The organism is Citrobacter sp. RHB35-C21, from assembly GCF_013816515.1.
Classification (GTDB): domain Bacteria; phylum Pseudomonadota; class Gammaproteobacteria; order Enterobacterales; family Enterobacteriaceae; genus Citrobacter; species Citrobacter braakii.
This window is the reverse complement of the sequence record NZ_CP057147.1, coordinates 2134510-2147316: the sequence shown is the minus strand read 5'-3', so window position 1 is coordinate 2147316 and position 12807 is coordinate 2134510. Positions and strand designations below refer to the sequence as shown.

Below are 12807 nucleotides of genomic sequence, written 5' to 3'. Positions count from 1 at the left end.
TCAGACAAACGTTCAGATGTAAGCAGGAAAAAAACCAGATAGAAACTGCCGTGTACTTTTCATGATCTCAAAGCCAAGGGAATATCGGATTACGAAGGCTCGAGTAAGGACAAGCAACTATTCTCAGGTCACAAAACTGAAAGCCAGGTTGTGGTTTATGACAGAAAAGTGAAAATTTCTCCCACACTGGATCTTCCAGTCTTGGGCAAATCAGAAGATGATGATGGCGAGTTTTATACCAAGTGAATATACCAACACTATACCAAGTGTGACATGAGTCGTTGAAAGGAATTGAGCTAAGTGTTTGAATAGTGGCGGAGAGAGGGGGATTTGAACCCCCGGTAGAGTTACCCCTACTCCGGTTTTCGAGACCGGTCCATTCAGCCGCTCTGGCATCTCTCCGTTTTGGCGGTTGCCATGATGCCAGGTAATTTGGCATTTTAACAGACCCAGTTCCGTCAATTTCGTTCAAGTGACGAGTTTGCGAGCAAAACGATGATTAAGTGGCCCTGGAAAGAACAAGAAGCAACCCGGAGTGACGATTGGCCGTGGGACGACGCCCTGGCTATTCCCCTTTTGGTGAATCTCACCGAGCAAGAACAAGCCAGACTTATTGCCCTGGCCGAGCGCTTTTTACAACAAAAAAGAGTAGTCGCTCTTCAGGGGTTTGAGCTGGACCCGCTAAAAAGTGCGCGCATCGCTCTGCTATTCTGTTTACCTGTTCTGGAAATGGGGATTGAGTGGCTTGACGGGTTTCATGAAGTTCTCATCTACCCTGCCCCATTTGTCGTAGACGATGAATGGGAAGACGATATTGGGCTGGTGCATAATCAACGCGTGGTACAGTCCGGGCAGAGTTGGCAACAAGGCCCGATAATCCTCAACTGGCTTGATATTCAGGATTCCTTTGATGCCTCCGGCTTTAATCTGATCATCCATGAAGTGGCGCACAAGCTTGATATGCGTAATGGCGATCGTGCCAGCGGTATTCCGGCGATTCCCCTACGCGATATCGCCGGTTGGGAACACGACCTGCATGCTGCAATGAACAATATTCAGGATGAGATCGATCTGGTTGGAGAAACTGCGTGCAGTATAGATGCCTACGCAGCGACCGATCCTGCTGAATGCTTTGCCGTGCTATCCGAGTATTTTTTCAGTGCTCCTGAATTATTTGCTCCGCGTTTTCCTGCCTTATGGCAGCGTTTCATCCAGTTTTATCGCCAGAACCCCATGGAGCGGTTACGCGATACCCGGGGAGACGACGATTATCGCTCACCAAACACGCATTAACACTGAATTTGAAGATTAATTAACCAATTGAAATGACGCGCTAATTTTACTGTTGACACCTCATGATGAGGTCAGTAATATGCGCCTCGTTCACACGATTCCTCTGTAGTTCAGTCGGTAGAACGGCGGACTGTTAATCCGTATGTCACTGGTTCGAGTCCAGTCAGAGGAGCCATATTCTCGTTTTCATGCCTCTTTGCGAATCCTTATCTAATGTTGGTTCAATAAGTTAGCGTGAAAAATCTTCCCGATGCATTTTGATTTTACTCTCTGCATCGGAAGAATTTGGTGGTCAGATTTGGGGTCAGTTTGGTTCGATTATGGAGTGACCCCCATATGTCTCTCAACGACACGAAAATCCGCAGTATCAAGCCTTCTGAAAAATCCTTCAAAGTCTCCGATTCACACGGTTTATACCTCCTGGTCAATCCAGGCGGCTCACGTCTTTGGTATCTTAAGTATCGAATTAACGGTAAAGAATCCCGCCTTGGCTTAGGCGCTTATCCCGATGTATCCCTTTCCGACGCCCGGCAACAACGAGACGGTATCCGCAAGTTGCTGGCGCAGAACATTAACCCCGCTCAGCAACGTATAGCCGAAAGAGCCGCCCGCTCACCGGAAAAGGTCTTTAAGACAGTGGCGCTGGCGTGGCATAAAAGCAATAAAAAATGGTCGCAGAACACCGCCGACCGTCTGCTTGCCAGCATGAACAGGCATATCTTCCCGGTCATCGGGCATCTGTCCGTTACGGAGCTTAAACCCCGTCATTTCATTGACCTGCTGAAAAGCATTGAGAAAAAAGGTCTGCTGGAAGTCGCGTCCCGCACGCGGCAGCACCTCTGTAACATCATGCGTCATGCGGTTCATCAGGGATTCATTGACAGCAACCCGGCGGCAAACCTTGACGGCGTGACAGCGCCCCCCGTTAAGCGCCACTACCCCGCCCTGCCGCTGGAACGCCTGCCGGAATTGCTGGGGCGCATTGATGGTTATCAGCAGGGACGAGAGTTAACCCGTCAAGCGGTCCTTCTGACCCTTCACCTGTTTATCCGTTCCAGTGAACTGCGTTTCGCCCGATGGAGCGAGTTTGATTTCAGGAACTGTATCTGGACCATCCCCGCTACCCGCGAAGCTCTTCCCGGTGTTCGTTATTCCGGACGCGGAGCCAAAATGCGCACGCCCCACATTGTTCCATTATCCCGGCAAGCCATCGTTATCCTGAAACAAGTAGAGGAAATCTCAGGTCATCTGGAACTGGTGTTCCCCGGTGACCATAACCCTTACAGGCCAATGTGTGAAAATACAGTCAACAAGGCACTGCGACTGATGGGCTATGACACAAAAATGGACATTTGCGGCCATGGCTTTCGGGCAATGGCATGCAGCGCCTTAATGGAATCCGGACTCTGGTCAAAGGATGCTGTTGAACGCCAAATGAGTCATCAGGAACGCAACAGCGTGCGGATAGCTTATATCCACAAAGCTGAACATCTGGAAGCCCGCAAAGCGATGATGCAGTGGTGGTCTGATTATCTTTATACATGCCGGGAAAACTATGTTCCCCCATATATATATAGTAAAAATATCAGTCATGAAGCTACCTGAGTCAGCAAAAAACTAATCAGGATTACGATAACAATAGCATCTGACAACGCAGATGCTGTTGTTATTTTTCTGTATCTTCTTCATGGTATTTCCCCTTCCATTTGTCCTTGTCAGTTGGTATTAAAATCCGCCCTGTAATTTTAGAACAAAACAATGAGGGGTATGATATTCATCAGAGGGTTATAACTCATCACGCTTTATACCAGAACTCTTTTTCAGAACAGGTTTATTCCTTCTGACAGCCCCTGGTGTATGATGCATTTCATTTCTCATCGCTCGGGTAAATACCTGCTGACTGGTAAACCCGAGCATAAAGCACACCTCTATGACGGGTATATCCGTATTCTCCAGTAAAAAACAAGCACGTCTTAGTTTTTCAAGCTTTATATATTTCCCTAGACTTATTCCTGCCACCTCCTTGAACATCCGTTGAAAATGCCATTTAGAATAACCAGCTTTTGCGGAAACATCCTCAACCTTCAGCGGCTCCTCCAGATGCTCATCAATCCATTGCATAATTTCATACACCACAAGCCGGTTTATATTTTTCTTTCGTATTTTATTTATATCCATATCCCCCCCACAATGAGGCAGTCTGGAATAACAGAAAGACAGCAATCCTTCTCATACCATCCGGTGATTAAGATTCCACATGATCCATAACGACCCGGTAATCACGATAAAGATAATGACCGCGGTAAAGACAATAACCACAAGGTTCCATCGTGTTTCAGAAGCGGTATTTAGATGCAGGAAATAGATAAGATGCACCAACACCTGAACAACAGCACACACCAGAACGCCTCCCAGGATGGATCCCTCAGTGGTGCCCCTACCCATAACCAGCCAGAACGGAATTGCAGTCAGCATGACCGACAGGAGAAAACCGGTCATATAAGACTTCACACTGCCGTGCGCGGCCCCTTCCGTATTTACAGAGTGATTCATGACATGACCCCCATCAGGTAAACGATACTGAATACACAAATCCAGATAACATCCAGGAAGTGCCAGAACAGGCTCAGGCACATAAGACGGGTGCGATTGATCTCAGACAGGTCCCGTCGGGCAATCTGATACATCAGGACCAGCATCCAGATCAGTCCGCAGGTCACATGCAGACCGTGAGTCCCCACCAGGGTAAAAAGCGCCGACAGAAAGCCACTGTGCTGCGGACCAAAATCCTCAGCAATCAGGTGACTGAACTCCCAGATTTCCATTCCGATAAAGCCCAGACCGGACAGAAATGTCAGGGTCAGCCAGCCAAGAACTCCCCCTTCACTGTTTTTGTCCATGCTGATAACGGCAAAACCATAGGCAATCGAACTCAGCAGAAGCAGTGCGGTTTCCACCAGGACAAACGAGGGTTCGAAGATATCTTTACCCGACGGGCCACCTGCGATGTTGTTTACCATGACGCCATAAGTCGCGAACAGAGTGGCGAAGATAATGCAGTCGCTCATCAGGTAGATCCAGAAGCCAAAAATCTTACTGTTTCCTGGCTCCTGATGCCCGTGCACTGCACGGGCGCGATCAGATGAATGCAGGGCTTCACTTACCATATGTCACACCGGCTTTGCTTATTTCTGCAAAACGCTGATCCTCGATTTTTTGGATCTCGGGCACTGGCACATAATAATCCACATCTTCATCGAAACTTTTAATCACCCACGTCAGGATAATCCCGAGGAATGACAAGCCCGCAAGCCACCAGATATGCCAGATAGCCCCGAAGCCAAACCCGATACAAAGCAGACCAATAATCAGCCCCGCCCCACTGTTTTTCGGCATATGAATTTCTTCATAGCGGGCTGGCTGTTTGTACACGTCGCCTTTTTCCTTCATTTCCCAGAACGCATCACGTTCACGGACAACGGGCACCTCAGCAAAGTTATAGAACGGCGGCGGGGAAGAGGTAGACCATTCCAGTGTCCGTCCACCCCACGGGTCCCCGGTCAGGTCACGGTTTTCGTGACGATCGCGCACTGACACCCAGAACATAATGACCTGGCACAGGATCCCACAGGCGATCAGCGCTGCACCGCCAGCGGCCACAACCAGCAGGGAATGGAACTGGGGGTCAATATTCTGACTCAGACGGCGGGTCATCCCCATGAACCCCAGTACATACAGCGGCATAAAGGCCACATAAAAACCAATGATCCAGAACCAGAAAGCCCGCTTGTTCCATTTTTCATTCAGGGTGAAACCTGTCGCTTTCGGGAACCAGTAGGTCACCCCAGCCATACTGCCGAACACCACCCCGCCGATAATCACATTATGGAAGTGGGCAATCAGGAACAGACTGTTGTGCAGAACGAAGTCAGCTCCTGGAACAGCCAGCAGGACCCCGGTCATTCCCCCTATGGAGAAAGTGACGATAAAGCCTATTGTCCATAACATGGAAGAGTGCATCTGAATGCGCCCCTGATACATGGTGAACAACCAGTTGAAGATTTTCACACCCGTCGGGATGGCAATAATCATCGTCATGATCCCGAAGAAGGCATTCACGTTCGCACCGGCTCCCATGGTAAAAAAGTGATGCAGCCATACCAGAAAGGAGAGCACCGTGATGGCGACCGTTGCCCAGACCAGTGAGGTATAACCGAAAAGGCGTTTTTTAGAGAAAGTTGCCACCACTTCCGAGTAGATCCCGAAGACCGGCAACACCAGGATATACACTTCCGGATGGCCCCACGCCCAAATCAGGTTGACGTACATCATCATGTTGCCGCCCATATCATTGGTAAAGAAATGGAAGCCCAGATAGCGGTCAAGGGTCAGCAATGTCAGCGTGACGGTCAGCACAGGGAAAGAGGCGATAATCAGTACGTTGGTACACAACGACGCCCAGGCGAACACCGGCATCTTAAACATCGTCATACCCGGTGCACGCATTTTCAGTATGGTGACGAAGAAGTTAATCCCGGTCAGTGTGGTCCCGATCCCCGACAGTTGGAGTGTCCATATCCAGTAATCCACCCCGACACCGGGACTGTACGCTAACTCCGAAAGCGGCGGATATGCCAGCCAGCCGGTGGTCGCAAACTCCCCCACTCCCAGGCAAAGATTAACCAGCACCACGCCTACCACCGTTAACCAGAAACTCAGGTTGTTCAGGAAAGGGAAAGCCACATCACGCGCACCAATCTGCAGAGGCACAACAATATTCATCAGGCCGATAACGAAAGGCATCGCCACGAAAAAAATCATGATTACACCGTGACCCGTAAAAATTTGATCATAGTGCCAGGGCGGCAGATACCCTGCCCCTTCCACTCCAGATGAGGCCAGTACCTGCTGGCTGCGCATCATGATTGCATCGGAAAAGCCGCGCAGTAACATCACAAACGCGACGATGATATACATGATCCCGAGCTTTTTATGGTCAACGGAGGTCAGCCATTCGGACCATAAATATTTCCACTTACCGTAATATGTGATGGCAGCAACAATTGCCACACCAAGTATCAGAATAGCAACGATCGTCACCCTGACAATCGGGTCCTCAGGTATGGCATCCAGCGTCAGTTTTCCTGTAAGCATAATTAATTTCCCCGCGCTCTGTGTGAGAGGTGTTGTTCCGGCTCTGACCCAGTCATGCCCGTCTCCTTATCGTGATCGTGTGCTTTAAATTTTTTAGTCACGTATCTGAACAGCGTCGGATCGACGACAGAGAAGAATTCAACCGAGTGGTTTTCGTCAGGCTCAGCCAATTTTTCAAAATCAGCCGGACCAAGCAGCATATCCGGTGATTTCTTCACATCAGCGATCCACTGTTCAAACGCGGTATTATCCGGTACGGCAGTCGCTTTAAATTTCATGCCGGAAAAGCCCCTGCCGCTGTAACTGGACGAGATTCCGTTGAAGGTTCCCGTTTCACCGGCGATCAGATGCAGCCGGGTCTGCATGCCCGGCATCGCATAAATCTGGCTGCCGAGTGCCGGAATAAAAAAGCCGTTCATCACGGAATTGGATGTAATACGCAAATTCAAGGGGGTATTTATCGGGAATACAATCTGATTGACGGTGGCAATACCCTGTTGGGGATAAATAAACAACCATTTCCAGTCCAGGGAGATGACTTCGATATCGATGGGTTTCACCGCAGAGGTCAGTGGCCTGGATGGGTCCAGCGCATGGGTAGACTTCCATGTCAGCACGGCCAGAAACAGAATAATCAGGACGGGCACCGTCCAGACCACCGCCTCCACTTTATTGGAGTGGGACCAGTCAGGCGTATATTTCGCCGTGGTATTCGTGGCCCGGTATTTCCAGGTAAACACAACTGCCATCAGAACCACAGGAATAACGACCACTAACATCAGACAAAATGCCGTAATGATTAGCGCCCGTTGTTCAATAGCGATTTGCCCTTTGGGATCAAGTAAAACGGCATGACATCCGCTCAGTAATAACGTCCCTGTTATTACCGGCAGGCACTTCACAATGGTCTTATATTTATGATGTCGCATGGGACAACCTCATTTCACGGACTTGCAGACCGGCAATAAATAATGAAACCTTTTCACGGGGAGACGCTCTGCCCTTCTCATTCCCGCTACCGCCATTCCTGTTATTTAATGGCCCGACATCTTCTGAAGCGGCCCTTTCGGTTTTTTGATTAGCCAGATAATGCCTATGGACCCCAGCATCAGAACGGTAGCCGACTGATAGAAATCGTTCGTTGCCAGCATGATGGCCTGACTATCGATCATTCTCGAAAACAGGGCCGCTGACGTGTCTGCCGGAATACCGGTCGCGCCCAGCGTGTTGCTGACAATCCCTGGCACGTCAGGATTGATTGCCGTCACCAGCTCCGCCCGGTTAAATTTTGTCATATGTTCCCAGTAGGTCTGGGTCAGGGAAGAGCCTACCGCCATGCACATGACACGCAGGAAGTTCTGCAGCCCGGAACCGGCTGCCACTTTCTCCGGCGGCAGTTCGGACACGCCCAGCGAGGTGAGCGTGATAAGGCAGGCGGGAACTCCGGCCCCCAGAACGAACATGGGAACGGCAACTGACATAAAGTCAGCCTGCGACGTCAGCAGGGCACGCATCACAAAGGAGACCGCCAGCACCCCCATGCCATAGCTCACCAGCAGACGGGGATCGACCTTCGGCAGCAGACGACCAATTATGGGCGAGCTCAGGACGGCCAGGATCCCAATGGGGCCCGTCGCATACCCGGCCCAGGTTGCCGTGTACCCCATCCATTGCTGTAACCAGAGGGGGGTCAGCACAATATTCCCGAAGAAAATACCGAACATCAGACAGAGCGTGACGGTTGATACCACCCAGTTACGTGACTTAAACACGCTCAGATCCAGCACCGGTTGCTCAGCGGTGAGCTCCCAGATAATCAGCGAGATCAGGGCAATAGCGGCCACAATGGCGCAGACAATGATGATATCCGAGGAAAACCAGTCCAGTTCACGCCCTTTATCCAGCATGATCTGAAAGGCTGCCACAAAGATGACGAGCAGACCCAGCCCCACGCTGTCCAGCCGGGAACGGCTGATATGTGTTTCTTTCCCCTTCAGCACCCACCAGGTCCCAAACCCCACAATCAGACCAAAGCCGATATTGATGTAAAATACCCACTGCCAGCTCCAGTTATCCGAGATAAGCCCACCCAGTATCGGACCGAATATAGGCGCTACTACCGTCATCATTCCCCAGAGCGCCACGGCAATGTTGGCCTGTTTCTTCGGGAAGGCTGCAAGCAGTAACGTGGAAGAAAGCGGGATCAGCGGGCCACCGGCAAGCCCCTGTAGCACACGGAAAATGGCCAGGCTCGGTAGTGACCAGGAAAGACCGCAGCAGACAGAAAAAATCACAAATGCAACAACAGAAAAAAGGAATACGCGCACCTGACCGAACTGCATCGCCAACCAGCCGGTCAGCGGCACCGTGATGGCTTCAGCCACCGCATAGGCGGTGATGATCCAGATTCCTTCTGTTGTCGACACGCCCAGGTAACCGGATATTGTGGGCATCGCGACGTTAGCAATGGTGGTATCGAGTACCACCATAAAATTCCCGAGCGAGAGCACGATTGCCGCAACCACCAGTTTGAATCCGGACAGAGGTGGAAATGCTGAACCAGACATACCTTATTTCTCCGTGTGGTCATCTTTGGCATTCGATGTCAGGTCCACCGTAACTTCCATGGACAGCCCGATGCGCAGAGGATTTTTACGCAGTTCTTCCCGCTCCAGACGAACGCGCACCGGCAGTCGCTGCACGACCTTAATCCAGTTACCCGTGGCATTCTGCGCCGGTATCAGTGAAAGCGCGGAACCGGAGCCGCCGTCAAATCCCTGAACCACGCCGTGATAAACAACACCGCTGCCGTACAGGTCTGAAGTCAGCTCTACCTTCTGGCCCGGTCTGACGTCGCTGAGCTGACCTTCCTTGAAATTCGCATCAACATAAATATCCTCGATGGGCACAACCCGCATCAGCCGGTTTCCGGCCTGAACATGCTGCCCGATATCCACTGAGCGCTGTGTTACCACTCCATCCACCGGGGCCCGGATAACCATACGCGCCAGGTTTATACGGGCCTGATCGAGACGGGTTCTGGCCGCCACCACAATGGGGTTAGTTTCAACGGTACTGTTTAGAAACAGGGCCTCGTTCGCCTGCCGGTATCCTTTTGCTTCGACACTGCCAGCGCGAGCAGCTTTCAGACTGGCTTCCGCTTCTCCCAGCGCGGCCGTTGCCTCCCGTAATTCTGTCTGCGCATCCGTAAAATCCTGCTCAGATACGGCCCCGGCTTTCACCAGATTCCGGCGACGTCGCTCATCAAGGGTGGCCTTATCAAACCGGGCCCGTGCCCTCGCCACATCATGTTCGGCGCTCTGAATACCTGCTTCACGCGAATCAAGCTGTCCGCCCAGAGCGGTGTCATTGGCCATAATCTGCATCACCTTCCGCCGGGCGCTGCCAAGCTCAGCTTCAGCCTGTGACACCGCAATTCTGGCGTCCGTATCATCAAGCACGACCAGTACATCACCGGCATGCACAAGCTGCGTGTTGACCACATTTACTTTCTTCACCGGTCCGCCGACAAGCGGCGTGACGTCTGCGACTTCGGCAGCGGTATAGGCGTTATCCGTTGAGACGGATTTACCGGCAAAGAAAATCAGCCAGATGGCATAACCGATGGCGATAAGAATCAGGACGCCACCAAACAAAGCGAATAATTTACGGCGATGCTTTTTTTTATCACCGCTATCCGGTTTTGCATTCGTGTTATCCAGAGCCCTGTCCATATCCTGTGGGCCGTTTTTATCTTTATCTTCAGTCATTACGGTTTCACCTGCGCATCAAATGTTGAACTGGATTCAAATCCGCCCCCAAGGGCTTTGACGAGTGACACATCCAAGACATAACCCCGGGAATGCATGGCTGTATTCGCCAGCTCAGCCTGGAGTAACGCATCTTCAGAAATGAGAACTTCCTGATAATCGGCCAGCCCACCCTGATACCGGGCTTTTGCCAGCTGATAAGCTTCCTCGCTGTGGGACAAAGCAGATGCGGTTGCTTCTGACCTGCCCACCAGAGCAGCAAGGCTCCGTGTAACATCAGCTGTTTCACGTAATGCCTGTGTCAGCGCCTCGTTATACGACGCCACCGCATATTCATATTCCGCTCTCGCACCTTTATAGTTAGCGCCTAAACGCCCGCCTTCAAAAAGGGGTAAGCTGATGGCAGGCCCGACGCTCCCGATATCAGAGCCCGAGCTGAACAGGTTATTCAGCCCCAGTGACTGGTATCCGACGAAGGCCATCAGGTTCACGTTCGGGTAAAACTGCGCTCTGGCAACACCGATATTGCTGGCGGCGGCTTCAACCCGCCACCGTGCGGCCACCACTTCCGGATTGCGTCCGAGCAGGTTTGCGTTCAGCGCATCAGGTAATCCGACAGGGCGGCGCATCTGCAACCGGGGTCTGAGGATATCCAGCCCTCTGTCCGGCCCCCGGCCCAGTAAAGCCGCGATGCCGTTTTGGGTTAATTTGATTTGCTCATCGGCTTCAGCCAGCGCCGCTCTGGCGGCATCCAGCCGGGCACCGCTTTCTTCCACGGAGACTCTGGAATCGAGTCCCTGAGCATGGCGTAACTGCACCAGCCTGACGGTATCCGTCCGGTTACGCAGCTGTCGGGCCGCAATATCACGACTGTCATACTGGTACTGCAGACGGATATAAGCGTCCGCGAGCATCGTCGTCAGCATCAGTTTCGCGGCGGCGGCATCTGCCTCAGCGGCGCTGGCTTCGGATGTCGCGGCACGCAGCGCATCCTGGTTTTTACCCCAGAAATCCAGTTCCCAGCTAAAGTTGAGGCTGGCCCGCCCCATATCATTCCATCCGTGCGGCACGGCTGTTTTAGGGTAGATGTAGTTGTAGCTGAGCTTCTCTTTATCAATGGACGCGCTGGCGTCCATTGACGGGTATAACCGGGAACGGGCGACACCGGTTCTGGCCGTGGCTTCACGCACCCGGGCTTCTGCCTGTGCCAGAGAAGGTGAATGCGCGGTGGCTTCACTCATCAGCTGGTTAAGCTGCGTATCGCCGAAGGCCATCCACCATTTTTCCTGCGGCCAGTCAGCATGTGGAGCGGAAAAACTGCGTTGTGAAATCAGCGCCGCAGCCTGCTCCGGCTGAGGAGCAGTTCCCAGATCGGGGATCGCAGCACATGACCCCAAAGCAAGGCTGAGCACGGAGATAACACATCCTTTCAGATAATGCGGACGGTACCTTACTGACTTCGTCCCATGTGCAAATCTGTAACCTGACACACACCTCATTCTTGATCGCCCTGTTTATTCTAGTTTATGGCGAACAAAGTAAACCGATCGGTTCGGTACAGTCAAGGCCAAATTGCACTCAACTACGTCGCAAAAATACGCGAGTAGCACTCAGGCCTGAACGATATGATTTCGAGTTTCATCTTATGGTAAGATCAAGCTTTATTCCGGATAAGGAAGTGCAGATGTCGGTATCAACAAAGACCTCAATTGACACTAGAAGAAAAAATAAAATACTTTCTAATGATATAGTTAGTAACTTACCTGAAAAAGCACAACGCGTGCTTGAAGGAGCAAAAGCTATTTTTCTGGAAAGAGGCTATGCAGCAGCATCAACAGATATGATCCAACAGGCTGCTGGGGTCTCAAAATCAACCGTATATGCATATTATCCGAATAAAGAAGCATTATTTACAGCGGTGATTGAGATAGAATGCGAGCGTTTTCTTCAAAAAGTACATAAAATTAAAATTTCGGGAAAAGATATTTATGATAAATTATTTAAAATAGCCCGAACGTATCTGGATATTGTGCTTTCTGAAAATGGCCTCGCCCTCTACCGTGTTGTAGCTTCTGAAGCACCGCGTTTTCCTGAATTAGGTAGACGTTTCTATTTAGCAGGTCCAAAAAAGATAAATAACATTGTTGCAGAAATACTACAACAAGCTGAATCTAAAGGAGAAATTTCGTTAGGTGGTATTGGGCGAAATGCAGTTGCTTCCTTATTCGTGAATATGGTACGCGGTGAGCCTCAAATACAGTGCTTAATGCATCCAAAATCTTCCACTTCTGCTGCACAGCGTGATCAATGGGCAAAGGATGCGGTCAATGCCTTTTTATTAGCCTTTCGTAAAGGATACTTATAATCATCTGTTATAAAGAAATTAGAAGATGCTCAGGAGTTTATAATATTATCAATTTGTTCCATATTATTATATGGAACACTACCATCAAGTGGATTACATTTTCCGAATCGTTCTTCTCTATAACTCTAGGCGACTAAATTTAGTTAGCGCCCTAACTTGCCTCTTGACAGAAATCTTGTCTATTCTGATCAAATCGAACCGTACCGTTCGTTTTAGTCAGGAGAC

The 12807-nt window shown here is 50.7% G+C and carries 11 protein-coding genes, 2 tRNA genes and 1 pseudogene; 5 read left to right on the top strand and 9 right to left on the bottom strand.

Features of this window, described 5'->3' with window-relative positions; genetic code table 11:
• Positions 1–54: 54 nt before the first annotated feature.
• Positions 55–246 (top strand): annotated as a pseudogene (locus tag HVZ39_RS10335) (hypothetical protein); the annotation flags it as partial.
• 66 nt (positions 247–312) lie between these two features.
• On the opposite strand, the gene HVZ39_RS10330 reads toward HVZ39_RS10335, so the two are convergent.
• Positions 313–402, bottom strand: a tRNA-Ser gene (locus tag HVZ39_RS10330).
• A gap of 93 nt (positions 403–495) precedes the next feature.
• On the opposite strand from HVZ39_RS10330, the gene mtfA reads away from it, so the two are divergent.
• The 3 genes from mtfA (at position 496) to HVZ39_RS10315 (ending at position 2898) form a co-directional block, all read left to right on the top strand.
• Complete coding sequence (gene mtfA / locus HVZ39_RS10325) at positions 496–1293, top strand: DgsA anti-repressor MtfA (RefSeq protein WP_046275704.1); 798 nt, start codon at positions 496–498, stop codon at positions 1291–1293.
• 99 nt (positions 1294–1392) lie between these two features.
• A tRNA-Asn gene (locus HVZ39_RS10320) sits at positions 1393–1468 on the top strand.
• A 161-nt stretch (positions 1469–1629) separates the two neighbouring features.
• Entirely contained in the window at positions 1630–2898 is a 1269-nt protein-coding gene (locus HVZ39_RS10315; protein ID WP_058654371.1) for an integrase arm-type DNA-binding domain-containing protein, read from the top strand.
• A gap of 180 nt (positions 2899–3078) precedes the next feature.
• Here HVZ39_RS10315 and HVZ39_RS10310 read toward each other — a convergent pair whose 3' ends face one another.
• From HVZ39_RS10310 to HVZ39_RS10275, 8 genes are all read right to left on the bottom strand, one after another.
• Complete coding sequence (locus HVZ39_RS10310; protein ID WP_058654372.1) at positions 3079–3471, bottom strand: helix-turn-helix domain-containing protein; 393 nt, start codon at positions 3469–3471, stop codon at positions 3079–3081.
• Between the two features lie 51 nt (positions 3472–3522).
• On the bottom strand, positions 3523–3846 hold the full coding sequence (locus HVZ39_RS10305) for a cytochrome o ubiquinol oxidase subunit IV (RefSeq protein WP_058654373.1): 324 nt from the start codon (positions 3844–3846) through the stop codon (positions 3523–3525).
• Complete coding sequence (cyoC, locus tag HVZ39_RS10300) at positions 3843–4460, bottom strand: cytochrome o ubiquinol oxidase subunit III (protein ID WP_058654374.1); 618 nt, start codon at positions 4458–4460, stop codon at positions 3843–3845. Before cyoC ends, HVZ39_RS10305 begins: the two co-directional genes overlap by 4 nt.
• Positions 4450–6447, bottom strand: coding sequence for a cytochrome o ubiquinol oxidase subunit I (gene cyoB / locus HVZ39_RS10295; RefSeq protein WP_100280143.1), 1998 nt, complete (start codon positions 6445–6447; stop codon positions 4450–4452). Before cyoB ends, cyoC begins: the two co-directional genes overlap by 11 nt.
• A 2-nt stretch (positions 6448–6449) precedes the next feature.
• The gene (cyoA, locus tag HVZ39_RS10290) at positions 6450–7376 is read right to left on the bottom strand and encodes a ubiquinol oxidase subunit II (RefSeq protein WP_095282498.1); all 927 of its coding nucleotides are present in this window, start codon (positions 7374–7376) and stop codon (positions 6450–6452) included.
• Between the two features lie 105 nt (positions 7377–7481).
• On the bottom strand, positions 7482–9014 hold the full coding sequence (locus HVZ39_RS10285; protein ID WP_181633567.1) for a DHA2 family efflux MFS transporter permease subunit: 1533 nt from the start codon (positions 9012–9014) through the stop codon (positions 7482–7484).
• Positions 9015–9017: 3 nt separating this feature from the next.
• Positions 9018–10217 (bottom strand): HlyD family efflux transporter periplasmic adaptor subunit, encoded by a 1200-nt coding sequence (locus tag HVZ39_RS10280; protein WP_181633566.1) that lies wholly within the window; start codon positions 10215–10217, stop codon positions 9018–9020.
• Entirely contained in the window at positions 10217–11629 is a 1413-nt protein-coding gene (locus HVZ39_RS10275; protein ID WP_058654378.1) for an efflux transporter outer membrane subunit, read from the bottom strand. Before HVZ39_RS10275 ends, HVZ39_RS10280 begins: the two co-directional genes overlap by 1 nt.
• Positions 11630–11901: 272 nt before the next feature.
• On the opposite strand from HVZ39_RS10275, the gene HVZ39_RS10270 reads away from it, so the two are divergent.
• The gene (locus HVZ39_RS10270) at positions 11902–12582 is read left to right on the top strand and encodes a TetR/AcrR family transcriptional regulator (protein WP_181633565.1); all 681 of its coding nucleotides are present in this window, start codon (positions 11902–11904) and stop codon (positions 12580–12582) included.
• The last annotated feature ends 225 nt before the right edge of the window (positions 12583–12807 follow it).

Excerpts from the sequence above, each read along its gene's own strand:
- mtfA (WP_046275704.1), top strand. The coding sequence starts at position 496 with ATGATTAAGTGGCCCTGGAAAGAACAAGAAGCAACCCGGAGTGACGAT.
- HVZ39_RS10315 (WP_058654371.1), top strand. The coding sequence starts at position 1,630 with ATGTCTCTCAACGACACGAAAATCCGCAGTATCAAGCCTTCTGAAAAA.
- HVZ39_RS10310 (WP_058654372.1), bottom strand. The coding sequence starts at position 3,471 with ATGGATATAAATAAAATACGAAAGAAAAATATAAACCGGCTTGTGGTG.
- HVZ39_RS10305 (WP_058654373.1), bottom strand. The coding sequence starts at position 3,846 with ATGAATCACTCTGTAAATACGGAAGGGGCCGCGCACGGCAGTGTGAAG.
- cyoC (WP_058654374.1), bottom strand. The coding sequence starts at position 4,460 with ATGGTAAGTGAAGCCCTGCATTCATCTGATCGCGCCCGTGCAGTGCAC.
- cyoB (WP_100280143.1), bottom strand. The coding sequence starts at position 6,447 with ATGCTTACAGGAAAACTGACGCTGGATGCCATACCTGAGGACCCGATT.
- cyoA (WP_095282498.1), bottom strand. The coding sequence starts at position 7,376 with ATGCGACATCATAAATATAAGACCATTGTGAAGTGCCTGCCGGTAATA.
- HVZ39_RS10285 (WP_181633567.1), bottom strand. The coding sequence starts at position 9,014 with ATGTCTGGTTCAGCATTTCCACCTCTGTCCGGATTCAAACTGGTGGTT.
- HVZ39_RS10280 (WP_181633566.1), bottom strand. The coding sequence starts at position 10,217 with ATGACTGAAGATAAAGATAAAAACGGCCCACAGGATATGGACAGGGCT.
- HVZ39_RS10270 (WP_181633565.1), top strand. The coding sequence starts at position 11,902 with ATGTCGGTATCAACAAAGACCTCAATTGACACTAGAAGAAAAAATAAA.